Genomic DNA, 21526 nt, shown 5'->3' with positions numbered 1-21526 from the left:
CCAGCAAGGGTCTTGGATGGAGACATGGTAATGCGGCTGACTTTGCGCGCGATCCCGGTCTGGTGGCCCATTCCTCAATGTAACTGGAATAATTTCCATATACGGTTACAATTGCAGCATTGACGCCGAAACTCACCCCATGTCCCAGCCCGCCGCCGCATCGCCTGACGCACCCATGCTGATCGCCGACCATCCGGTGCTCGACATGCTCAACACCATCGCCAATGTCGACGGCCAGCCACACGACTTCTGGCAGACCGACGAAGATGTCTCCGACTGGCTTGTGCGAGCCGGCTGGTTGACGGAGCCGCTGGCCGGCGGCTACCCGCCCGGCGTGCTGCTAGCCGTGGCGCGGCATCTGCGCGAGGTGATCCGCACGCTGGTGGAGGCGCGCAAGGCCGGCCGCCCTGCAAGCGCGGATGCGCTCAACGTGTTCCTGCGGCAAGCGCCCAGCCACCCTGTGCTGGTATGGGATGGCGACACCCCGCGCGTGGATCGCCTGCGCCCCACCGATTCCGTCGAACAGCGCCTCGCCCCGCTGGCCGAAGCCGCCGCCCACCTGCTGGCGGAAGGTGACTTCCAGCTCGTGCGCGTGTGCGAACACCCGGAATGCACGCTGTGGTTCTACGACCGCACCAAGTCGCACAAACGCCGGTGGTGCAGCATGGCGGTCTGCGGCAATCGGCACAAAGTGGCGGAGTACCGCAAACGCCAGCAAGGCTGATCGTCCACCTCGGCCCCGGTCGTTCCAATGCTGCAACGCCGCGTCGCTGCCGTGCTGGCTGCGCGCAGGCCGGCCAGTTCGTAACCTGTTCTCCCGAAACATTGCCCTCTTTCAGGAGAACACCATGTCGCAAACCCAATCCTCGGCCGCACCGCGCCTGGCCGGCCGCACGGCCATCGTCACCGGCGGTTCGCGCGGCATCGGCGCAGCCGTTGCACGTCGGCTGGCTGCCGATGGCGCTCGCGTGGCCGTGGTCTATCGCAGCAACAGCAGCGAGGCCAATGCCGTAGTCGCGTCCATCCGCAAGACCGGTGCAGAAGCCATTGCCGTGCAGGCCGACGTGGCCGACGCGGCATCCGTCAACACGATGGTCACCACGGTGCGTGAAGCCTTTGGCCCCATCGACATCCTCATCAACAACGCGGGCATCCTCGAAGGCCAGCCGGTAGGGGAGATCGATCAGACGTCGTTCGATGCGCAGTTCCGCACCAACGCCTTCTCGGTCATCCTCGTCACCCAGGCGGTGCTGCCACACGTGCCGGCGCGCGGCGGGCACATCGTGAACGTGTCGTCGAGCCTGGTGTACCGGCCACGGGCGGGGCTGGCGGTGTATGCCGCAAGCAAAGCAGCCGTCGACGGGCTTACGCACGCCTTTGCCATCGAACTGGGGCCGCGCAACATCACCGTCAACGCGGTGGCACCGGCACTCACACGCACCGACATGACCGCGCCAATTCCCGATGAAGTGAAAGACCGCATGCGCGAATCGACCCCGCTGGGCCGCCTGGCCGAGCCGGAGGACATTGCAGATGCCATCGCCTTCCTCGCCTCAGACGATGCACGCTGGATCACCGGCCGCACACTCAAGACGGACGGCGGCTTCATCTAAGAAGCCCACTGAAACGGCCATACCCCGAGCCCATGCGCCCAGACGGTTTGGCCGTACCTGCCCTATGCGGCGCCTTGAATTTCTGTTGCAGGGAGGAAAAAGAAGGGAGGCTTGTCTGAGCGCAGCGAGTTTGCCTCCCTTCCCTCCCTGCGACATAAATTCAAGGAGGGGGTCGCCGCATCGGGCGCGCCTTTCTTTGCTTACTTTCTTTGGCAAGACAAAGAAAGTGAGTCAGCCCCGGCAGGGGATGAAACAAGGGATACACCACAAGCATTCAAATTCGCCGCGCCTGCACAGGACAAGCGCGGCACCAACGCTCACTCCGCCAACTGCTTAACGAGGCGATACAAAAACTCGCGCCCGTCATACAGCCGCGCAATCTCGATCCGCTCATCCAGACCGTGCGTACGCAGATCAGCCGGCTCGGTAAACAAACCCGACACGCCATACATCGGAATACCAGCATTGCGCATGAAGCGGCTATCAGTCGCCCCCGTGCTCATGGCTGGAATCACCGGCACACCCCACGTCTGCTGCGTCAGCGCATCGACCGTCTTCACCAAGTCACCATTGAGCGGCGAGGCCGGGCTCGCGAGCGGCTTGTTGATGTAGCGCACGGCAATCTTGTCGTTACCGATCACCTGTTTAAGCTGACGATCAATGTCGGCCGGATCGTCATGCGGCAGGATGCGGCAGTTGACGGTCGCCTTGGCCGACTGCGGCAGCGCATTCTCCGCATGGCCAGCGTTGACCATGGTGGCAACACACGTGGTACGCAACTGCGCGTTGTAGAACGGAATGGCCGACAGGCGATCAATCGCCGCCTGATCCGGCTTGCCCGTACCGACCGAGCGCATGTCGTCCGCCAGTTGCCCCGTGGCCAGCGGCGCGCTGCGTGCGAAGTAGGTCTGCGTCACGTCCGCCAGCTTCACGGGAAACTGATACGCGCCCAGCCGGTCCAGCGCCGCCGACAGCGCATACACCGGGTTCGTCTTGGTCGGCACCGAGCTGTGGCCGCCCACATCACGCACTTCAAGCTCGTAGGTGGTGTACATCTTCTCGGCCACCTGAATGCGGTGGAGCACCGGCTTGCCGCCGCGCAATTCACCGCCACCGCCTTCGTTGATACCGAATTCGGCCTTCACCAGTTCGGGCTTGTTGTTGACGATCCAGTACGCGCCGTTGCTCGGCACATCGCCACGTTCCTCGTCGGTGGTCAGCGCCAGGATGATGTCGCGCGAGGGCTTGAAGCCCTCCTGCTTGAGCTGCCCCAGCACGGAGACAAACGCCGACGCCATCGCCTTGTCGTCAATCGAACCGCGTGCGGTGAAGTAGCCATCGGTCTCTTGCAGCTTGAACGGATCGGTCTTCCAATCCTCACGCTTGGCTTCCACCACGTCGATGTGGGCCAGCAGCAGGATCGGCTGCTTCGCACCGGTGCCCTTGTAGCGCAGCACCAGGTTGCCCTTCTTCGGGAAGGGCTCGATCACTTGCATGTCGGAAGCGGCAAAGCCCGCGTCGGCCAGGCGCTTTTCCATGGCACGTGCGGCCTGGGTGGTGTCACCCGCCGAATGCGTCGTGTTGATTTCGACCAGCTCTTTGTAGATGTCGTGGTAGCGCTGCTGCTCGGGCGTGAGCGTGGTGGGCGCGGGCTTGCTGGCGGGGATGGTCTGAGCGATCGCCCCAGCGCTGCATGCCAGTACGGCAGCAGACACAAGAGCGCGAACAGAAACACGACGACACTGGAAACGCATGACACCTCCGAATAATCGTTATGAGTGCACCGCATAAAAAAGCGGGGCCGACCCGAAGGTCGACCCCGCAGTGTAGCGCCGCAGCAGCCAGATTGCTGCCGGGGCAAACCATTGGGAAAGGGTGCGTTACATCGCCACGCGAAACACCGCCACAGCGCGGCGCAGCTCGTCTGCCTGCTCTTCCAGCGCCTGTGCGGCAGCGGCAGCCTGCTCAACCAATGCGGCGTTCTGCTGCGTCACGTCGTCCATCTGCGTAACGGCTTCGTTGATCTGCTCGATACCGCTGCTCTGCTCGGCCGAGCCCGCGCTGATCTCGCCCATGATGTCGGTCACGCGCTTCACTGCCACGACGATCTCTTCCATCGTCTTGCCGGCACGCGCCACCAGGTTCGAACCCGAATCCACACGCGTGGCGGAATCCTCGATCAGCGATTTGATTTCCTTGGCAGCACCCGCGCTGCGCTGTGCCAGCGTGCGAACTTCACCGGCCACCACGGCAAAGCCGCGGCCTTGTTCACCCGCACGCGCAGCTTCCACTGCAGCATTCAGCGCCAGGATGTTGGTCTGGAACGCGATGCCCTCGATCACCGCGATGATGTCGGTGATCTTGCGCGACGATTCGCTGATCTCGCCCATCGTTGCCACCACGTCCTGCACCACCGCACCGCCCTGAACGGCGATCTCGGAGGCGCTCACCGCCAGCGTGCTGGCCTGACGGGCGTTGTCGGCATTCTGCTTCACGATGCTGGTCAGCTCTTCCATGCTGGAAGCGGTTTCTTCCAGCGAGCTGGCCTGCTCTTCCGTACGTTGCGACAGGTTCGTGTTGCCGGCGGCAATCTGCTGCGTGGCCGAAGCAATCGACTCGCTGCCACGGCGCACCGTGACCACGGTTTCCTTCAGCTTGGCCTGCATCTGCTGCAGGCCTTCCATCAGCACACCCATCTCGTCACGCGAGTGGATGCGCACCTCGGTCGTCAAATTGCCGGCGGCGATCTCGCGGAAGTGCACCAGCATCTCTTCCAGCGGGCGCGAGATGGCACGCGAGAGCACGACATAGCAGCCGATCGCCAGCGCCACACCCAGCCCGATCACGATCAGGAATTCCCACACCAACTGGGTGAAGAAAGACTGCGCATCCTTGTACGCCGCAGCCGAGACCTCGGTCTGGATGGCATCGAGGCGTTCCAGCTTGGTCAGGTACGGTGTGGAGAGCGCAAAGAGCTTGTCCAGCACCAGCGGCTTGGCGGCTTCCAGATCATGACGCTTGAAGGCCTCGAACGTCGGCTCCATGCCTTGCTTCATGAACGCCTCGAGCGCAACCTTCGCCTCGCCGGCGGTGCGCTCTTCTTCAGCCGTGGCGAACGGCAGATCGTTGTAGGCCTTCCAGGCAGCCAGGCCCTCCTTGAAGCGATCCTCGGCGGCGCTCACCAGCGGTGCAATCTTGGCGTCGTCTGTTTCATAGATGGCACGATCCAGGGCGGTACGCGCCTGCCCCACACGCGCAATGGCCTGGCTCACGGCCCGCGCCGATGCGAGCTGATTGCCATAGGTTTCCTTGAGCGCTGCATTGGAGCGCAGGTTGCCGTACAAACCGAGCGCACCGACGCCCGCCAGGAATACAGCCAGAACAAACAGCACCAATGCCAGCCGTGCTTTGATGGAGAGCGTCTTCATATCTACCGTCGATTGCTTGGGGAGATTGCTTTTGTGGGGTGCCTTGAGCCGCACCGACTTCAACCAAGCTAACGACAGATAATCAGTGATCTTTAATCACTGAAAGACGCGGTCACAACATCAATGCGACGCAAAGCTTTGCGTCGCCCAATGTGAAGAAACTGTGAATCAGAACTGCATCCGGACCATCAACGCATTGTCCAGCGGCACGCCGCACACCATGACGGTCTGGCGTGCCATCACCGCAAACCCGTTGCGGGCAAAAAACGCTTCGGCACACAAACTCACCTGGGCCTGCACGCGCGGCAGGCGACGCTGCGCGGCCAGACTAAGAATGTGATTCATCAAACGCTGCCCCACACCCTGCCGTGCGTGCGCAGCTGCCACGAAGAAGTGGTCGATGTAGCCGTTCACCTGTAGATCGGCGTAGCCCACGGACTGCCCATCGATCTCGGCCACAAAGGGCTCGATACGGCGGATGCGCTCGGCCCACTGCACGGTGTCGTAGTCAGTGGGCGCCCAGGCTTCGAGCTGCACCGGGCTGTAGCGTCCGGCAGCGATCTCATGCACGGCGGAATGGAAGACCGCGTGCAGGGCGGGTTCGTCACCAAGGCGGAAGGGACGGATCAGCACGATACGGCAGGCAAGATCAAGCCGACAACGTCACACCTGACATAAAGAGCTTGCCTGCAAGCCATAGCCCTGTGGCGGAAACCACCAACAAGAGAAACGCCCCCAGGAACGAGCTATCCAGAATGTATTTAAAAACCGCCATGCAAAGGAGAGGCGCGATAACAAACGCGGCAGGTCCAGTGACAGCCAAAGACAGGTAGCACACCGCCAGGGCAAGCACCAACGCCACCGCGGAGCGCGGCAGCGTCGCCCGATCCGCGCCAACAGCTTGCGCGCCAAACCAGACCGGCACGGTTGCCACAGCTACAAATCCAGCCGCCCAAACCAGTGCCGGAAAACCAGAAATCTGAATCGTCGCCACGATACTCCCCTTTTTTATTCATAAATCGGCGTGGCGATTATGCCCGGGGATTTTCCAAAAATATGAAGCCAACCTTACTGCCCGGCGTACGGCAAATCCATCGACGCTAGCACGTCCTTGATGTGCTGCGCCGCCTGCTGCGCGTTCTGCGCCGCCGGCACCGGCGGTTGCTGATCGGTCGACAGATTGCGCACGTGGTCATCAATGCTGATGCCCGTGCCCAGCGGCGCCAGCATCGCCGCTGATTCGTGCATGGCCCATTGGAAATCGTTGAGCGGTGCGTTGCGCGCGGCCTGCAGGCCGGCCGGGTCGGCAACCATGGTGCGGGCGACGACGGGGTCCCGGTTGTCATCGGGTGCGGCCAGCGCCAGCACCTGGGCGAGATCCGGCGCACTGGCATCGCGTGCGGTGAGCGGTGTCTGGATGTTGTAGCGGTTGCGCAGCGTCTTGATGATGGCGGTGTGGTCGTATGGCTGCGCCACCGTCGAGCGAAAGATCGTGCCCTTGGGAATCCACGGCGATACCACCACCGCCGGCACACGCACACCCAGCCGGTCAAACGCAAAGAGCTGCCCCGGCTGCGGCGGGCTGGGCGGCACGGCCGACGGTGGCGGCACGTGGTCGTAGCAGCCGCCATGTTCGTCAAAGGTGACGATCAGCAGGGTCTGGTGCCACTGCGGCGAGGTGCGCAGCGCGTTGTACACCTGGGCGACCAGCGCATCGCCATAGCCGATATCGTGCGGCGGGTGCATGTCATTGGGCCAGTCGAGATCAGCAAAGTAGCGCGGCTCGATAAAGCTGTACGAGGGCAAGTTGCCGTTGGCGGCATCGTCCAGAAAATCGTCGAACAGGTGGAAGTGGTCCAGATGCATCCACAGCCGCGTGAGCGTGAGCGACTGCGCAAAGTCGTGGTAGTAGACACGCCAGTCGTCCGGCACTACACCGTCAAGCGCGTTGAACAACGTCGGCATCAGATACGGAAAGTGCACCGGCGAGTTGTTCGGATAACCGTGCGCCGTGCCGGTGTGCACGAAGAAGCGGTTGGGCCACGTCTGGCACGGTGCGGAGGCAAACCACGCATCGCTCACGGCGTAGTTGCGTGCCAGCGTGGACAGCGCCGGCACCTGGTCCGACGTGAAGAAATGCATGATGTTGCGCGGGTCACCGCCGTTCTTGGCGTAGTTGGTGGTGAAACCCTGCATGGCGGGCGTCTGCCCCAGCGGGGTCTGCGCGCCAAAGAGTTGCTGGTTAATGTCGGTGAACAGCTCGCCCGGGTCGGGGCTGGGCAGCGTCATTACGTTGGGGGGCGCCGGCGTGGTCCACACGCGGATGGGCTCCCCGCTGCCGTCGGGGTTGGTCTCGGTGCCGGAGAGCCCGTCAAACTCGGCGCTCTTGGGGTAGAGCGTGCCGAACAGGTTGTCGAATGACCGGTTTTCCAACATCAGCACGACCACGTGCTGGATAACGCTCAAGCCTGCCATGGTGGCCCCCTCGTCTCGTTGTGCGGCGGCCGCCATATCCAGGCCAGGGCGACCTGCGGCTCACTATAGGAAGAAACGAAGGGGACTGTCGTCGGGCCAGTGCCTACTTCTGTACCGCCGGCAGCACCCGCAACGCCATCAGCGCACTGCCCGCCGTCACCAGCCACACCACTGGCCACGACGACCACGCCAGCACATGCGGCAGGCACAGCGACGTCACCCCGAGCGCGGTAAAGGCGCCGGTATTGCCCAGGCCCAATGCCGTGCCGGCGCGCTGCACACCGGCCATCGTCGCCATCTCGGTAAAGCCCACACCATGCCACGCCGACACACTGATGCCGGCAACTACGATGGCCGCCACCAATGCCACACGCATGATCGACAGATCGATCGGCACCGCAGTCGTGGCCCATGCCACACCGGCCAGCACGACGAACAACACCACACTCAGCCGGGCGCACGCCAGCAGGTAAGCACGGCGATTGCCATGGCGATCCGTCCAGCGGCCGCTCCACACGCGCATGACTGCCGCACCACCCTGCACCGCTGCCATCGTCAGGCTGAGCGTCAGCACGTTGGCGTGCGCAAAATCCCGCAGGAACACCGTGGCGAAAGCAACAACCGCCCCTTGCGGCACGCAGAGGAGGCCAATGGCCAGCGCCATGCGCCAGAGCATCGGGTCGCCGAGCGGGCCACGTCCGGTGCCGGTGGCGGCGGTCTTGGCGGTGGTGGTGACGATGTCCGGTGCCTCGCGCACCCACAGCCACGTCAGCACCGCCGTCAATGCACAGGCCGCAGCCAGCACGCCGTACACCACGGCAAACCCAGCGTGGGCGGCCAAGCTCGGCAACACCAGCGCACCAATGCCACCACCCAGCGGCACGGCAGTCTGGCGGATGCTCATGGCGAGACCGCGTTCGCCCTCTCGAAACCAACCCATGACCGCGCGGCCGCTGGACCCATTCACGCTGCCGCCCAGCAGGCCGACGCTCAGCATGCCGGCCGCCAGCCACGTCAGCGGCGGCACGCTGCCATGCATGGGGGCCACGAAACACGCCATCACCAGCAAGGCCAGCCCCGTCAGCCCGAGACCCGCCAGCAGCACGGCACGGTCGCCCCAGCGGTCGGTCAGCAGGCCCCACGGCAGCTCGCTGATGGCAATACCCAGCCCCAGCAGCCCAAGCGCGATGCCCAGCTCGGCATTGCCCAGGTGGTAGGCCGAGCGGATGAACACCGCCGTGGTCGGGATGCCTGAAAACGCGGCAGAAAAGCTGGCATTGGCGGCCACGCCCACGCCCAGCACCTTCCAGCGGTGATGGCGTGAAACGGGGGCGGAACCAGCGGGCGAAAGTGCGACGGTAGTCATGATCGACGCTCCAGCAGTGCATTTGACAGACGCAGTCTGGCGGAGGAAGATCAGGCCTAAATGACGTTATTCCCTCATTTCAAGACATCATGCGCAGAATCGGTTTTCTGGTGTTTCCGGGCTGCAGCCTGCTGGATTTCACAGGCCCGCTGACCGCCTTTGATGTGGCCAACCGCCTGGCGCCACAACCGGCCTACCGTATCGACGTGCTGTCCGAAGACGGCGCGCAGGTGCAGAGCGCGCCCGGCCTCGTCATGCAGACGCATAAGCTGGACGACCCGGCCTTCGACACGCTCATCATTTCGGGCGGCAACGGCCCACGTGAGGACACGTTTTCTGCCGCGCTGATCGCGTTCGTGCAGGAAGCCGCGCAGCATTCACGACGCGTGACGAGCGTGTGCTCCGGCGCGTTTGCGCTGGCCGCCGCTGGGTTGCTGGACGGCCGCCGCGCCACCACACACTGGCGTGTGGCCGCGCAATTGCAGCGGCGCTATCCGCACGTTCAGGTGCAAAGCGATCACATCTTCATCCACGACGGCCCGGTGTGGACGTCGGCCGGCATCTCGTCTGGCATTGACCTGGCACTCGCGCTCATCGAAGAAGACCTAGGCGTTGAAGTCTCCCGCGCGGTGGCACGTGAGCTGGTGGTGTATCACCGGCGGCCGGGCGGGCAGTCGCAGTTTTCGGCGCTGCTGGAGCTGGACCCGGCATCGAGTCGCATTGCGCGTGCGTTGAGCTATGCGCGCGAGCACCTGCACGAGGCGCTCGATGTGGATCGCCTGGCGGAAGTGGCGCATCTGAGCCGCCGGCAGTTTGATCGCGCCTTCGCGGCCGAGACCGGCCAGACGCCCGCCAAGGCGGTCGAAAAGCTGCGCGCAGAAGCCGCCCGCCCACGCGTGGAATCTGGTGACGAATCCCTGGAACAGGTAGCCCGCGCCGTCGGCTTTGCTGATCCGGAACGCATGCGGCGCGCGTTCATCCGTGTGTTCGGGCAGCCGCCGCAGTCCGTGCGGCGTGGTGGGCGCTCGCGCCTGGCGGCGTAAGACTTGCTGGTCACAGCAAACCCGTTACCCTAACGCGCTCAGCGCCAACGTTTTTTGCCTCACCCCATGTCCACCGACACCACCCTGCCCCTGCTTTACAGCTACCGCCGCTGCCCGTATGCCATGCGCGCACGCTTGGCGATGCTGCAGGCCAACCGGCGCTTCCAGACCTTTGAAATCGTCATGCGCGACAAGCCCGCCGCGCTGCTTGCGCTGTCGCCCAAGGGGACGGTGCCGGTGCTGCATCTGCCCGATGGCAGCGTGCTGGAAGAGAGCCTGGACATCATGCGCTGGGCGCTCGAATCGCCCGACCTCGAAGGCTGGTGGAGCCGTGCCCAGACTGGCGACAACCTGACGCTGCTGCGCACCAACGATGGCGACTTCAAACGCCTGCTCGACCGCTACAAGTATCCCGACCGCTACCCGGAAGATGGGCAACCGCGCGAGGCCGTGCGTGCGCAGGCCGTGGCCACACTGCTGACCCCGCTGGAAGCCCGGTTACAAGCGCAGCGGTATCTTGGCGGCGCAACACCGTGCGCGACAGACTTGGCGATCTTTCCGTTCGTGCGCCAGTTTGCGGCGGTGGAGCCGGATTGGTTTGCAGCGCAGCCCATGCCGGCGCTGCAGGCTTGGCTGGGGAGTTGGTTGGGCAGCCGCCTGTTCGAGGTCTGCATGACCAAACAGCCCGTGCAGGCCGCTGCCGTGTTCCCTGAGTTTCAGCCGGTCACCTGATCCACCTACGCGGAGGCATGCATGAGCACAAGCAACATGCAGGATCTGGCACCGGACAGTACCGCAGCACGCGTCACCCTGTGGCGCGCCTTGCATCTTGAAGTCGACGCGCCGCCGCATGTGCTGGAAGACAACGTCGGCGTGCAACTGCTCGCCCCCGAGCCCGGCTGGCAGCAGCGCGGCGACATGCATCCGGAGTTCACACGCCCTTTTCGCGCCTCCATCGTGGCGCGGGCGCGCTTTATTGAAGACCTGGTCGTCGAGCAGGCTGCGCGGGGGCTGAGCCAGTACGTCATCCTGGGTGCGGGGCTCGACAGCTTTGCGCAACGCCGGCCGGATGTTGCATCGCACCTCAAGGTGTTTGAAGTGGACCAGCCCAACCCGCAGGCATGGAAACGCCAGCGCCTGATCGAACTGGGTTTTGGCGTGCCCGATTGGCTGCGCTTTGTGCCGGTTGATTTCGAAGCGGGCGGGTCCTGGCAGGCGGGTCTTGCGGCGGCAGGCTTTGATGCGAGCAAGCCGGCCGTTGCGGTGTCAACGGGCGTGAGCATGTATCTCACCAAAGAGGCGAATGCGGCCACGCTGCGCGAAGTGGCGACGCTGGCGCCGGGGTCAGTGCTGGCGATGACATTCCTGCTACCGCTGGAAATGGCAGACCCCGACGTGCGCCCCGGGCTGGAGATGGCCGAAAAAGGTGCACGGGCCAGCGGCACGCCCTTCATCAGCTTCTTCACGCCACCGCAGATCCAGTCTCTGGCCCGTGAAGCCGGTTTCAGCAAGGCGGAGCACATTTCTGCAGCCGCGCTGACCGAACGCTACTTTGCCAACCGGACCGATGGTTTTCGCCCGCCGAACAACGCCGAGGAATTGCTCGTTGCAACGGTCTAGCCGCGTGCGGACTATCGTTCGTGCACAGGCCCCGGCAGCGCCTTCAGGCCGATCCACAACACCCCGATCACCATGTTGATCGGCACGCTGAGCGCACTCGGTACGTAGAACACCGCCGACAAGCCGGGCGTCTTGAGCCCCAGCTCAACCAAACCGCCCAGGGCATAACAAAGTAGTCCACACCAGAGCCAGCGGCGCATATAGGCCAGCAGCCAGTGCGCATGTGCCTTGTTGAAACGCCACGCAGCCGAACGCTCGAACAGGTTGCCGTGGCTGGCATCCTTGAACAGCCAGCCAAAGAAGAAGTAGCGATACAGCAGGGTGCGAAAGGCAAGCTCTTGCATGACGACTCCTTCACCCGTTGCCCCGTGAGCCCAATCCGTTCCAGCGTATCAAGGAATCGCCAACTTTGAAGCCGATTCTTTGCGGCCGACACGGCTAAATACCGGGTGGTTCGGCCGGATGGTCCGAGGCGCAAAACGCCTCACCTGCCCACCTTACCCATGCCAACGCCCCGCCACTTCACGGGGCGCTTTGTATGCGTTTGTATCTGCCGCCCACCGCGATACGTGCCCTGACAGAAAGGGGGGCTGGGCGCTACGTGCGTGATACGTCCGCCGTCTTAAATGCGTCTCGTGGCCCGGCGCCGAACGTAAGCAAAGCGATCTCCGGCCGCGCAATCCCAATGCAAACCCTCTCTCCAAGGAACACGATCATGACCCGCATCGAGAACGTGCTGTACACCGCCAACGTCCACGTCACCGGTGGCCGCGACGGCCAGGCGCAGAGCAATGACGACCGCCTGAATCTGAAGCTCTCGCCCCCGGGCAGCAGCGGCCGCGGCACGAACCCGGAGCAACTGTTTGCAGCAGGTTGGTCGGCCTGCTTCATTGGTGCGATGGGCCACGCGGCCAGCCAGATGAAGATCAAGCTGCCGGCAGACCTGGCACTGGATACCGAAGTGGACCTGGGCACCACCGACGATGCGTACTTCCTGCAGGCCCGCCTGAACGTCAGCCTGCCGGGTCTGGACCGCGAGGTTGCGCAAGCCGTGGTGGAAGCCGCACACCAGCTCTGCCCGTATTCGAAGGCCACGCGCGGCAACATCCATGTCGAACTGAATCTGGTCTGACGCCATCCACCGCCAGCCCGGTGCGATCGGGCTGGCTACCGCTCCCAACCTTTCACAGGCTAGAGATCATGCGCACCTACTTACGCGCCGCCCTGGTGGCGATTGCCATTGGCGCGGCCTACTTTGCTGCCACCGGCGCACGCGCCTACAGCCCCTTCAGCGCACCTGCGGCCAGCGGCACTGCTGCCCCTGAGTTCACCGGCATTGACCAATGGCTGAATTCCCCACCGCTCACCATGAGCAACCTGCGCGGCAAGGTGGTGCTGGTCGATTTCTGGACGTACTCGTGCATCAACTGCATCAACACGCTGCCGTACGTAAAGCAGCTGCACGAGAAGTACAAGGATCAAGGGCTCGTTGTGGTGGGCGTACACACGCCCGAGTACCCGTTCGAGAAGTCGACCGCGAATGTGCAGGCCGCGCTCAAGCGCTTCGACATCCGCTATCCGGTGGCGCAGGACAACAGCTATGCCACATGGACGGCCTTCAACAACCAGTACTGGCCCGCCGAGTACCTGATCGACGCCGATGGCCGCATCGTCTATCAGCACTTTGGCGAAGGGCGTTATGCCGAAACGGAAGCGGCCATCCAGAAGCTGCTGGCGGAACGCAAGCCGACGCAGCCTGCGCGTTGACGCCATCACCCCGAGGGGCCCGGCGCCTTGGGGTGTGGCGGAATACGCCACCATGTGAGCACCACTGCCAGCAGAAACGCGACATAGCTCAGGGCAAACACCCACAGTGGCAGATCGTAGTAAAGCAGCGCGCTCACCCAGCGCTGGATGAAACCGCTGGAGCCGGCTGATCCGGTGCGCAGCCGATCCTCCAGCACTGTGAGCGGACATGGCACATCCAGCACCGCCAGCCCGGCAACGATGCTGATGGCCGTGAGATGCACAAAGCGGAACACGCGATTGCGCGCCCAACTGCGTTTGCGCGCTGCACCCACCCAGACAGCGACCAGCCCGCCCACGATGAACAGGACGAGCAACGCGTGCAGCACGAGCACTGCATCGGCCAATGCAGTCATGGCATCTGGCCCCTGGGTGACTTTGGTGGGAAGGTACGCCCAGCCTAACGCCGAAAATCGTCAGGCGGGCATTCGGCCTGGATCGGCACTGGAGGCAAACCACTGCTCCACGATGGATTGCCCTTGCTGCATGCCGGCAGAGATGGCGTCGTCGGCCGAATCGAAATCGGCAGCGGTGTGGTGAAAGCGCTGGAGTTGCGGATAGGCCAGACTCTCGTCGCCCTTCGGCGCGCAGACGAACCCGGTGTAGGCGTACTGGAAGCCGGCACCGCGCCCCAGCACAGCGAGCACATGCACCGAGCAGCCGCGAAACTGCTGAATCGACCAGGCCTGCATCCTTGCCCCTCCAAAGTTTCAATGCGGGCATTCTCGGCGCACGGGTAAGCTGCGCGCAATGCGACCTTGCTTCAATCACATATGTGACAAATTTATGTCACCACCAAATGCATGACGACGGGCACACCCTCATCCGCCCCATCGCGCACACCGGATTGGCTCAGCTTGCCAACTTCTTGAACGTCTCCAGCACAGCGTCGCCCTTGAAGGGTTTGACGATCCAGCCCTTCACACCGGCCGCCTTGCCGCGGTCCTTCATGGCCGGGCTGCTTTCCGTGGTGAGCATGATGACGTTGACCGTCTTGTTGCCCAGCTCGCCGCGCACCTTCTCGACCATGGTCAGGCCGTCCATGTTGGGCATGTTCACGTCGCTGATGACCAGCTTGAGGCCAGGGTTGGCCTTGATCTTTGCCAGGCCGTCCTTGCCGTCCACGGCGGTATCCACTGCCAGCCCGTTCTTCTTCAGGAAGCCGGCCACCTCGTCGCGCACCGTGCTCGAATCGTCGACCACCAGAATCTTGCTCATGGGTTTTTCCTCGTTCTCAATCTGAATCAAAACAATTCCAACTCACCACCAGACTCGACCTCGTCACGTACATCGGCCACGAAGTCCAGCGGCGCATGGGTGCATACACACACCGTTGCGGCTACCCGCACGGCGTCATTGATCGTGACCGTATAGGCGGCCATGTACCCTGGCTTGAGCGCATCCAGATATGGCAGGCAGCGCGCGCTCACCACATAGGGCGTCGACATGCCAAGGTCCGGAAACACCTGCAGCAGTTCCTGGTTCACCGCCCCGCAGCACAGGTTGCCGATCTCCAGCCGCGCTTCTTCAAACGAACGGCCCACGCCTTCTCCGGTGAAGTACGCACGCGTCGCCTCGCCCTCATCAAAGCGCAGCACCAGCAACAGGCGAAATGCGATGGACGAGATGGTCAGGATCATGGCCTGCTCGCCGCCTATGGTGTCGCCCGCATCGCCCTGGGCTGCGGTGGCCACATCGCAGGTGTCTTCCGCATGCAGCGCGAGCCTGGAGCGCGCGGCCTTGCGGAAGATGCGATCGAAGCTGTCTTGCGCGTTACTGCTGATCACGTCATACCTGCCTAGTGAAGCTGCGTTTGAAACTGGTTGGCCAGCGCCTCGACGCTCGACAACGACGCGGTGATCATCTTCCCGCCTGCCTGAATGTCCTGGAACGTGGCAGTGGTGGTCAGATCATTGAGATGCAGGCTGTTGCGGTAGCTCTTGGACAACTCTTCCGAGCGCGCTGCGAGCGAGCGCACTTCGCTGGCGACCACGGCAAAGCCACGCCCCGCCGTACCCGCACGCGCCGCCTCAATGGAGGCATTGAGCGAGACGATCACCACATGGCGCACGATCGACTGCAGCTCCTGGTTCTTGGCGTGCATGTCGTGGTTCTGTTCCATGAGCGAGATCATCTGCTCATGCCAGCGCTCGAAGGTCAGCGCCAGGCCACGCAGGCGCGCAGCTTCGTCGGTAATCTGCCGGGCGCGGCTGGCCCATTGCTCTTTGGCCTCCGCGGCCGACTGCAGCTCGGTGCGCAACTGCTCAACAAGCTCTGCCTGATCGGATGCCGCGCTCTGCATCTGCGCGATGGTGGCTTCCAGCGTCTGCACTTCGCGCGTGCCGGCTTCCACCTGTGCGGTTTGCTTCGCCAAATCACGCGACAGTGCGGCGATGCGGTGCTCAGCGTCCCCCAGCATGCGTGCCACCGCGTTGACCCGGCGTTGCTGTGCCATCCACGCCAGCACACCCAGCACCAATCCGCCGGCCAGCGCGGCCAGAACAATCGATCCCATCACGACGCTTCCTTATCCATATCCAGATGCACATCCGGCTGGCCGCCGAGTGCCGCATTCACGCTGTCCACCGCAAAGCGCTCGGGCAGGCAGACCACCGTCTGGAACTGGCGGAACGCTGCGCCCTTGTGGTCATCGGTAAAGCGCAGCTCGATGCGGCCCTGCTCGCGCTTGAGGAACTCCAGCACGGCATCCATGCCAACGCCGCGGCCGGAGATTTCCGTCACCGTCTCGGCGGTCGAGAAGCCGGGGCGGAAGATGAACTGCGCGATGTCCTCATCGCTCGGGCGCTCTTCGGCGCCAATCCAGCCACGCTCCACGGCAATGTTGCGGATGCGGTCCAGTGCCAAGCCACGGCCGTCGTCACACAGCGTGATCTGCAACATGCCCTGGTCGACACCGACTTCGAGGTCGATCGTGCCGGCGGCCGACTTGCCAAGCGCAGTGCGCACGTCGGGCGTTTCGATGCCGTGGTCAATGGAGTTGCGCAGCAGGTGCGTGAACACGTTCTGCAGAATGCCGCCGGCTTCCGTGCGCACGCGATAGCCGTTGTCGTCGATGCGCACGGCGGCCGGTTCCTTGCCCAACTCGCGCGCCAGCGACGGCAGCGACTGCAGCACGCCCGACAACACTTCATCCACCGTTTCGCTGCCCAGCAGGCGCAGCAGGTGATAAACAGAATCACGCATCGACACCAGTTCGTACAGGCTGCCCGGGTTGGCCGATTCCAGCAGGCGCAGGCTTTCCTGAATACGCGACATGGCGTCCGGCACCACCTGCACCGCACCGCCCTGGACTGCACCGCCCTTGCGGCCCAGCTTGCTTTCGTTGATGCGCGCGTAGTTCTCGATGGCCTCACGCACGCGGGTCAGCTCCTGCATCAGCCAGTCCTGGTCCCATGTGTGCTCGCTGCCAGGCTCGCGCAGGGCGTGGTAGGTCTGCTCGGTCTCGTGCACCACGTTGGTCAGGTGCTGCAGGTTGTACGTGCGCGCATTGCCCTTGATGGTGTGCATGTTGCGAAACAGTGCCGCAATGGCCGCGCTGTCCGCCTGCGAGTACTGGCGGATGATGCGTTCGTTCTCGTGCACGAAGCTGGTGGAGCTGTCGATGAAGTGCTGGAACTTCTCCTGACTCACCGCCAGGATCTCGCCAATCATCTCCAGATTGCGGCGCTGCTCGCTGGCCTCTGCAGCCAGCTTGCGCAGTTCGGTCACGTCGCGCACACACAGCATCAGGCGCAGGATGGTGTCGCTCTCATCGGTGATGGCCGACCACGACAGGTCCAGCGTCTTCACGCGGCCATCCGGCATGCGCTTCTCCACCTCGCTTGCCAACAGATGCTGGTTAAACGCAAAGTTGATGACGTCCTGCCCCAGGCACGCGTCCACCGCCGCGTCCACCTGTGACAGCGCATCGGCGCCCAGGTTGGTATCGGCAAAGATCAGGTCCATCAGCTTGCGGCCAGCAATCTCCTGCGTCTCGAAAATCGATTCCAGGTAGATCGAATACTCCTCGTGCACCACGCCGGCATCGACCACGGTCAGGATGCCCTGCTGCATGTTCTGCAGCATCGCCTGGATGTCGGCCGTCTTCTGCTTGAGCAGCGCCTGGTTCTCCTGGATCTTCTCGATCATCTGGTTGAACGCCACCACCGAGTGACCGATCTCGTCCATGCGCACCACTGGCACACGGCGCGTGAAGTCCTGACTGGTGGCGATCTCGCTCATCTCGGCCTGCATGCGCGTCAGCGGGCGGGTGATCTGGCGATACAGCAGCATGCCGATGGCCGTCAGCAGCACGATAGCCACGCCGCTTACCACGCCGATGGTGGTGGCCGTGCTGGCGAGCTTGCCGTTCAGGCCGGCAATGGCGTCGTCCTTCTCGCGGTTCTTCTCGACGCGCAGCGTCTCGACAATCTTCTCCAGTACATCGCGATAGCTGGCCACGTTGGCAAACAGGAAGGCCTGCGCAAGCTCGTTCTTGCCTTGCACCTTCATGTCGGTGGTCTGCTGGATGGCCTCGAAGTAGCTGTCGACGGTTTCCTTGGCCTGCGTGACCAACCCTTCCTGAGCATGGCTGTTGGCGCGCTTGGCCTGCACTTCCAGCGCGGCACGCAGCGCGGCTTCCTTGGTCTTCAGGTCGTCTTTCGCTTGCGCGACGATGTTGTCGTCGGGCGCATACACCAGCGCCATCGTCGCCAGCTGTACATCCTTCACCAGCGACACCAGATCGGCCGACGCCAGCGCGCTCGGCACCACGCCTTCGGTCACCTGCTTGACCTCCGACGCGCTGCTGCGGGTCTGGTAGACCGCATAACCGCCAATGGCCGCCAGGGCGACAAACATCAGCACAATCAGCAAAGTAATACGGTGACGAATCGTCATTTGAAATTCTCTCGGTCCAATCGCCACCCCCTTCAAAAGTGGGGGGCATCCTTATGCGTTACCGACTTCGGAGGCGCAATTATTGGATTCGAAAGATGACCAATCGATGACTGCCACAGCAGAAAATATGGCATTGCAACATCGCATCACCACATGCAAGCATCAGGCCGCACACCCGCATGCCGCTTGGGTTCTGGCTGAAATGGCCTTGCACCCTACTCAAGTGGGGAATTACACAAAAAGCCTCAAGTTTATTTGAATCATGCCGTTTTATATTAGCCGCTTCATTTATTCATATTTTTCAGCCTATTTTCTTTCGCTTAGCCGCAAATCAAATAGAAAGGCGCTTCTAAGATTTAGATAAATCAAAGTGACGCCAAGCTAGCTGTCGTCTTTCCGCAAACGTTGTCATCTCCGCCAAAGAAAACGTTACCCTCAAAGTGCGCTTCACCTACCGTGCGTACAGAGCGAGGACAACGCCCACAGAAAAAGCCAATTTCCTCGTTGATTTTCTGTGATAAGCGACCTAGGACAGGGTGATCTGATACCTTCCAGCCTGCTCAATCTACGAAAAAAATTACCTGTTGCAGGAAAACGTTTCCTCTCGTAGCCTCGCTGGCAACGGCAGCTCGCCAGCATCTGACGGTTTTTCAACCAGCAGCAAACAAGAGCAAGAGGAGACGAGATGAAGCATCGGATCATGATTTGCCTGACAGCAGCCCTGGCAAGCGGCGCGCTCTCGGCATGTGGCGGCGGTGGCGACGGCAGCCCGCTGTCGGTACAAGGCCAAAGCGTGCAGAAGATCGCCAGCGCGGCACTCCAGGCGCTCAGCACCAGCAACCCGCCGGGGTCGAACTTCAACCTGGCGCCATTTACGCTGCAGTTGCCCACCGGCTCTTCGGGCAAGGTTGATACGGTGACGGGCACCAAGCTCGCTGCCGGCTACACCAACCCCACCTACTTCTATACGGACAGCACCGACGGCGCGATGGTCATGATGGACCCGACGCAGGGCTGGACGACTTCGGGCTCATTGCATCCGCGCGTGGAACTGCGCGAGAACACCATCTGGGCCACCACCGGCACCAACAAGCTGAACGCCACGGTGGCGGTTACGCAAGTGCCCGACCACACGACCATTGGCCAGATCTTCCAGGGCACCGGCCCCAGCAAGCCTCTGTGCGAGCTGCAAGTGACCTCCACCGGGGGCGTGCAGCTCTTGCTTGAGAACACCAACCAGGGCGGCAGCGCGAACATCTATCCGATCACCAACGTGCCAGTGGCCAGCACCTTCGACTACGAGCTGAGCCTGACCGGCAGCACGATCACCGTCACGGCCAACGGTGCGGTCAAGACCTTCACGATGGATTCCAGCTTCGTGGGCGAGAGCTTCTACTTCAAGGCCGGCAACTATGACCAGACTGCGGTGTCAGGCACACCGCTGACGACGCCAGGCACGGTGGTCAAGTTCTACGCGCTGACGCTCACGCACCAGTAGCAAGCCCCCTAAGAGCCGCTAACAAAACCGTCCTGGCTAGGCGCGCCGACGCAGACAGTACAAGTAGTACCGAATGTTCGTCACTGCGGGAGGCGCAACGGCGCCAGGGCAGTTTTGTTAGCGGCTCTAAGCCTCAACACCAAGCCCAGCGTGTGAACGTTGGGCTTGCACTGTGCACGCCAGAGCCCTTCGATTGGCGACCGCTCTGCATTCCTGCCAGAATGGTCTGCTGATCCCACCAGGAGGCAGACCCCATGAAGAAGAGCGCACCGGAGAACGCGGCACCTGCATCGGCATTGATCGACGCGAAAATCGCAGCGCTGGATGACTGGCGCGGCGAGATGCTCGCCAAGCTGCGCGCGCTGATCCTGGCGGCCGACCCCGAGGTGGTAGAAGAATGGAAGTGGAGCGTGCCGGTCTGGTCGCACGACGGCATCCTCTGCACCGGCGAGACCTACAAGCAGACCGTGAAGATGACGTTTGCCAAGGGCGCCTCCGTGCCGGACCCCGCGGGCCTCTTCAATTCCAGCCTGGAAGGCAACACCCGACGCGCGATTGATTTTCGCGAAGGCGACAAGGTGAACGAGAAGGCGCTGAAGGCGCTCATCCAGGCCGCCGTGGCCCTGAACCAGTCGACCGCGCGGCGCTGAGGTTCACGTTGGTGGTGTCAGAGCAGTTAACATACGGCCCCATCCAGGGCCAAACCCTGACCAACCAACGGAGCAATTTCAGTGATTCAGCCGAGCAACGTATTCAAGGACAACCTCGCCCAACTGCCCGCCATTGACGGCATCGAGCGCATCGACCTGGTCGACGGCAAGGGCGCCGTGGTGGCCGACATCGAGAACAAGCCCGGCAAGCAAGGCTCGGTGGCGGTGTATCACTATCTGCAGCAGGCCTTTGGCCAGCTCGACGCCAAGGCCGCCGAGCACGGTCTGGCCGTGTTTGCCGAGCACACCATTGATGCGCGCAACCGCCCGGGTGCCCACCCGAACGTTGACCGCCTGCTCGCCATCGTGGCGGGCGGCGAGCCGCTGCGCATCAACGTCATCGCCCGCGCGTAACAGACGCACCTTCCCCCGCGCTGCGCGCTCAGGCCTGCAGTGCGAGCGGCCGCATCGGATCGGTCAACTGATCGATCCCCTGATGTGCAATGCGCTCAAGGCGGTAGCCCACGTTGTAGACCGCGCGCAGCCGCACACCATTGTCTTCATGCAATCCGAGCTTGAGCCGCAGGCGTGAGATATGCGTATCGATGGTGCGCGTCATCTGCAGCGTGGTGCGCCCCCAGGCCAACGCAAAGATGTGGTTGCGCGAAAGCGTGCGGTCTATGTTGGTAAACAGCAGCAGTGCGAGGCGCGCCTCGGTGTCCGTCAGGTTAGCTTGTTCGCCGCCGATCTTGATGGTGCGCTGGAACGGGTTGATCTCAAAGCTGCCGACAGTGAAGCTGGTCTGCTGAAAGCGCGCCGGATACACGCGCCGCAGCAGCGCCGTCACGCGCGCGGCAAACACTGCCGCACCCGTTGGAATATCGACGTAATCATCTGCGCCGCCGTTGAGCAGGCGCGCAATCTCGTCATGGTCGAGCGTCTTGCCGTACACCAAAGACGGCACGCTGTGCTGCTGCCGGGAGCGCAGCACCGCCAATGCATCGAGCATATGTGCGCGGCTCAAGCCGTTGTGCAACAAGACCAAATCGTACGACGTGTGGTGAACAGTGCGCAGCAGCGCATCCAGGCTATCGAAGCGAACCACATCGTGCCTGAGTTGCCCCAACG

At 63.0% G+C, this 21526-nt stretch carries 25 protein-coding genes; 11 read left to right on the top strand and 14 right to left on the bottom strand.

The features are described from left to right. Positions 1-139 precede the first annotated feature (139 nt). Both C404_RS35185 and C404_RS35180 read left to right on the top strand, forming a co-directional pair. The gene (locus tag C404_RS35185; protein WP_021193421.1) at positions 140-724 is read left to right on the top strand and encodes a CGNR zinc finger domain-containing protein; all 585 of its coding nucleotides are present in this window, start codon (positions 140-142) and stop codon (positions 722-724) included. A gap of 124 nt (positions 725-848) precedes the next feature. Next, the gene (locus C404_RS35180; RefSeq protein ID WP_021193420.1) at positions 849-1613 is read left to right on the top strand and encodes an SDR family NAD(P)-dependent oxidoreductase; all 765 of its coding nucleotides are present in this window, start codon (positions 849-851) and stop codon (positions 1611-1613) included. A 317-nt stretch (positions 1614-1930) separates the two neighbouring features. On the opposite strand, the gene C404_RS35175 is transcribed toward C404_RS35180, so the two are convergent. The 6 genes from C404_RS35175 to C404_RS35150 all read right to left on the bottom strand — a co-directional run bounded on the left by C404_RS35175 (position 1931) and on the right by C404_RS35150 (position 8882). Then, positions 1931-3367, bottom strand: a complete 1437-nt coding sequence (locus C404_RS35175; protein WP_031328877.1) for a M20/M25/M40 family metallo-hydrolase — start codon at positions 3365-3367, stop codon at positions 1931-1933. Positions 3368-3493: 126 nt separating this feature from the next. Next, positions 3494-5041 carry a methyl-accepting chemotaxis protein gene (locus C404_RS35170; RefSeq protein WP_021193418.1) on the bottom strand — a complete coding sequence of 516 codons (1548 nt, stop codon included), beginning with the start codon at positions 5039-5041 and terminating at the stop codon, positions 3494-3496. A gap of 168 nt (positions 5042-5209) precedes the next feature. Beyond that, the gene (locus C404_RS35165; protein WP_031328876.1) at positions 5210-5677 is read right to left on the bottom strand and encodes a GNAT family N-acetyltransferase; all 468 of its coding nucleotides are present in this window, start codon (positions 5675-5677) and stop codon (positions 5210-5212) included. A gap of 13 nt (positions 5678-5690) precedes the next feature. Continuing rightward, the gene (locus C404_RS35160) at positions 5691-6035 is read right to left on the bottom strand and encodes a hypothetical protein (RefSeq protein WP_031328875.1); all 345 of its coding nucleotides are present in this window, start codon (positions 6033-6035) and stop codon (positions 5691-5693) included. 74 nt (positions 6036-6109) lie between these two features. Further along, positions 6110-7516, bottom strand: a complete 1407-nt coding sequence (locus C404_RS35155; protein ID WP_031328874.1) for an alkaline phosphatase family protein — start codon at positions 7514-7516, stop codon at positions 6110-6112. A 103-nt stretch (positions 7517-7619) separates the two neighbouring features. Then, entirely contained in the window at positions 7620-8882 is a 1263-nt protein-coding gene (locus C404_RS35150; RefSeq protein WP_021193414.1) for an MFS transporter, read from the bottom strand. Positions 8883-8971: 89 nt separating this feature from the next. Here C404_RS35150 and C404_RS35145 point away from each other — a divergent pair, with 89 nt between their 5' ends. From C404_RS35145 to C404_RS35135, 3 genes are all read left to right on the top strand, one after another. Then, positions 8972-9925 carry a GlxA family transcriptional regulator gene (locus tag C404_RS35145; protein WP_021193413.1) on the top strand — a complete coding sequence of 318 codons (954 nt, stop codon included), beginning with the start codon at positions 8972-8974 and terminating at the stop codon, positions 9923-9925. Between the two features lie 66 nt (positions 9926-9991). Further along, positions 9992-10657: a glutathione S-transferase gene (locus tag C404_RS35140; RefSeq protein WP_021193412.1), complete on the top strand. Its 666-nt coding sequence runs from the start codon at positions 9992-9994 to the stop codon at positions 10655-10657. A 21-nt stretch (positions 10658-10678) separates the two neighbouring features. Continuing rightward, on the top strand, positions 10679-11545 hold the full coding sequence (locus C404_RS35135; RefSeq protein WP_021193411.1) for a class I SAM-dependent methyltransferase: 867 nt from the start codon (positions 10679-10681) through the stop codon (positions 11543-11545). Positions 11546-11556: 11 nt separating this feature from the next. Here C404_RS35135 and C404_RS35130 read toward each other — a convergent pair whose 3' ends face one another. Continuing rightward, positions 11557-11889, bottom strand: a complete 333-nt coding sequence (locus tag C404_RS35130) for a hypothetical protein (RefSeq protein ID WP_021193410.1) — start codon at positions 11887-11889, stop codon at positions 11557-11559. A gap of 371 nt (positions 11890-12260) precedes the next feature. Here C404_RS35130 and C404_RS35125 point away from each other — a divergent pair, with 371 nt between their 5' ends. Both C404_RS35125 and C404_RS35120 read left to right on the top strand, forming a co-directional pair. Continuing rightward, a complete protein-coding gene (locus tag C404_RS35125) occupies positions 12261-12677 on the top strand; it encodes an organic hydroperoxide resistance protein (RefSeq protein ID WP_021193409.1) in 417 nt (138 codons plus the stop codon). Between the two features lie 68 nt (positions 12678-12745). Continuing rightward, positions 12746-13312 (top strand): thioredoxin family protein, encoded by a 567-nt coding sequence (locus C404_RS35120; protein ID WP_021193408.1) that lies wholly within the window; start codon positions 12746-12748, stop codon positions 13310-13312. Positions 13313-13317: 5 nt separating this feature from the next. On the opposite strand, the gene C404_RS35115 is transcribed toward C404_RS35120, so the two are convergent. The 6 genes from C404_RS35115 to C404_RS35090 all read right to left on the bottom strand — a co-directional run bounded on the left by C404_RS35115 (position 13318) and on the right by C404_RS35090 (position 18250). After that, positions 13318-13707, bottom strand: coding sequence for a DUF2784 domain-containing protein (locus C404_RS35115; RefSeq protein ID WP_021193407.1), 390 nt, complete (start codon positions 13705-13707; stop codon positions 13318-13320). A gap of 60 nt (positions 13708-13767) precedes the next feature. Further along, complete coding sequence (locus C404_RS35110) at positions 13768-14043, bottom strand: hypothetical protein (RefSeq protein WP_021193406.1); 276 nt, start codon at positions 14041-14043, stop codon at positions 13768-13770. A gap of 160 nt (positions 14044-14203) precedes the next feature. Then, positions 14204-14569 (bottom strand): response regulator, encoded by a 366-nt coding sequence (locus C404_RS35105; RefSeq protein ID WP_021193405.1) that lies wholly within the window; start codon positions 14567-14569, stop codon positions 14204-14206. A gap of 26 nt (positions 14570-14595) precedes the next feature. After that, positions 14596-15138 (bottom strand): hypothetical protein, encoded by a 543-nt coding sequence (locus C404_RS35100; protein ID WP_021193404.1) that lies wholly within the window; start codon positions 15136-15138, stop codon positions 14596-14598. Between the two features lie 11 nt (positions 15139-15149). Then, entirely contained in the window at positions 15150-15866 is a 717-nt protein-coding gene (locus C404_RS35095) for a methyl-accepting chemotaxis protein (RefSeq protein WP_021193403.1), read from the bottom strand. Further along, the gene (locus tag C404_RS35090) at positions 15866-18250 is read right to left on the bottom strand and encodes a HAMP domain-containing protein (RefSeq protein WP_021193402.1); all 2385 of its coding nucleotides are present in this window, start codon (positions 18248-18250) and stop codon (positions 15866-15868) included. The genes C404_RS35095 and C404_RS35090 overlap by 1 nt, the downstream gene beginning before the upstream one ends. A gap of 106 nt (positions 18251-18356) precedes the next feature. On the opposite strand from C404_RS35090, the gene C404_RS60250 reads away from it, so the two are divergent. The 4 genes from C404_RS60250 to C404_RS35075 all read left to right on the top strand — a co-directional run bounded on the left by C404_RS60250 (position 18357) and on the right by C404_RS35075 (position 20812). After that, positions 18357-18509: a hypothetical protein gene (locus C404_RS60250; RefSeq protein ID WP_160170168.1), complete on the top strand. Its 153-nt coding sequence runs from the start codon at positions 18357-18359 to the stop codon at positions 18507-18509. A gap of 426 nt (positions 18510-18935) precedes the next feature. After that, positions 18936-19748 carry a polysaccharide lyase family 7 protein gene (locus C404_RS35085; protein WP_021193401.1) on the top strand — a complete coding sequence of 271 codons (813 nt, stop codon included), beginning with the start codon at positions 18936-18938 and terminating at the stop codon, positions 19746-19748. A gap of 254 nt (positions 19749-20002) precedes the next feature. Next, positions 20003-20398, top strand: a complete 396-nt coding sequence (locus C404_RS35080) for a DUF1801 domain-containing protein (RefSeq protein WP_021193400.1) — start codon at positions 20003-20005, stop codon at positions 20396-20398. An 81-nt stretch (positions 20399-20479) separates the two neighbouring features. Next, entirely contained in the window at positions 20480-20812 is a 333-nt protein-coding gene (locus C404_RS35075) for a DUF2322 family protein (protein WP_021193399.1), read from the top strand. 28 nt (positions 20813-20840) lie between these two features. Here the strand turns inward: C404_RS35075 and C404_RS35070 are convergent, their stop codons facing one another. Then, positions 20841-21422: a response regulator transcription factor gene (locus tag C404_RS35070; protein WP_160170167.1), complete on the bottom strand. Its 582-nt coding sequence runs from the start codon at positions 21420-21422 to the stop codon at positions 20841-20843. Positions 21423-21526 lie beyond the last annotated feature (104 nt).

This window comes from Ralstonia sp. AU12-08, from assembly GCF_000442475.1.
Lineage (GTDB): Bacteria > Pseudomonadota > Gammaproteobacteria > Burkholderiales > Burkholderiaceae > Ralstonia > Ralstonia insidiosa.
Note: the sequence above shows the minus strand (reverse complement) of the source record. Positions and strands in the feature narration are given on the sequence as shown.

Bases quoted from the DNA above. Each gene is read 5' to 3' on its own strand.
- C404_RS35120 (WP_021193408.1), top strand. From the start codon at position 12,746: ATGCGCACCTACTTACGCGCCGCCCTGGTGGCGATTGCCATTGGCGCG.
- C404_RS60250 (WP_160170168.1), top strand. From the start codon at position 18,357: ATGACTGCCACAGCAGAAAATATGGCATTGCAACATCGCATCACCACA.
- C404_RS35130 (WP_021193410.1), bottom strand. From the start codon at position 11,889: ATGCAAGAGCTTGCCTTTCGCACCCTGCTGTATCGCTACTTCTTCTTT.
- C404_RS35175 (WP_031328877.1), bottom strand. From the start codon at position 3,367: ATGCGTTTCCAGTGTCGTCGTGTTTCTGTTCGCGCTCTTGTGTCTGCT.
- C404_RS35125 (WP_021193409.1), top strand. From the start codon at position 12,261: ATGACCCGCATCGAGAACGTGCTGTACACCGCCAACGTCCACGTCACC.
- C404_RS35155 (WP_031328874.1), bottom strand. From the start codon at position 7,516: ATGGCAGGCTTGAGCGTTATCCAGCACGTGGTCGTGCTGATGTTGGAA.
- C404_RS35080 (WP_021193400.1), top strand. From the start codon at position 20,003: ATGAAGAAGAGCGCACCGGAGAACGCGGCACCTGCATCGGCATTGATC.
- C404_RS35140 (WP_021193412.1), top strand. From the start codon at position 9,992: ATGTCCACCGACACCACCCTGCCCCTGCTTTACAGCTACCGCCGCTGC.
- C404_RS35110 (WP_021193406.1), bottom strand. From the start codon at position 14,043: ATGCAGGCCTGGTCGATTCAGCAGTTTCGCGGCTGCTCGGTGCATGTG.
- C404_RS35180 (WP_021193420.1), top strand. From the start codon at position 849: ATGTCGCAAACCCAATCCTCGGCCGCACCGCGCCTGGCCGGCCGCACG.
- C404_RS35185 (WP_021193421.1), top strand. From the start codon at position 140: ATGTCCCAGCCCGCCGCCGCATCGCCTGACGCACCCATGCTGATCGCC.
- C404_RS35085 (WP_021193401.1), top strand. From the start codon at position 18,936: ATGAAGCATCGGATCATGATTTGCCTGACAGCAGCCCTGGCAAGCGGC.
- C404_RS35095 (WP_021193403.1), bottom strand. From the start codon at position 15,866: ATGGGATCGATTGTTCTGGCCGCGCTGGCCGGCGGATTGGTGCTGGGT.
- C404_RS35115 (WP_021193407.1), bottom strand. From the start codon at position 13,707: ATGACTGCATTGGCCGATGCAGTGCTCGTGCTGCACGCGTTGCTCGTC.
- C404_RS35105 (WP_021193405.1), bottom strand. From the start codon at position 14,569: ATGAGCAAGATTCTGGTGGTCGACGATTCGAGCACGGTGCGCGACGAG.
- C404_RS35170 (WP_021193418.1), bottom strand. From the start codon at position 5,041: ATGAAGACGCTCTCCATCAAAGCACGGCTGGCATTGGTGCTGTTTGTT.
- C404_RS35090 (WP_021193402.1), bottom strand. From the start codon at position 18,250: ATGACGATTCGTCACCGTATTACTTTGCTGATTGTGCTGATGTTTGTC.
- C404_RS35145 (WP_021193413.1), top strand. From the start codon at position 8,972: ATGCGCAGAATCGGTTTTCTGGTGTTTCCGGGCTGCAGCCTGCTGGAT.
- C404_RS35150 (WP_021193414.1), bottom strand. From the start codon at position 8,882: ATGACTACCGTCGCACTTTCGCCCGCTGGTTCCGCCCCCGTTTCACGC.
- C404_RS35135 (WP_021193411.1), top strand. From the start codon at position 10,679: ATGAGCACAAGCAACATGCAGGATCTGGCACCGGACAGTACCGCAGCA.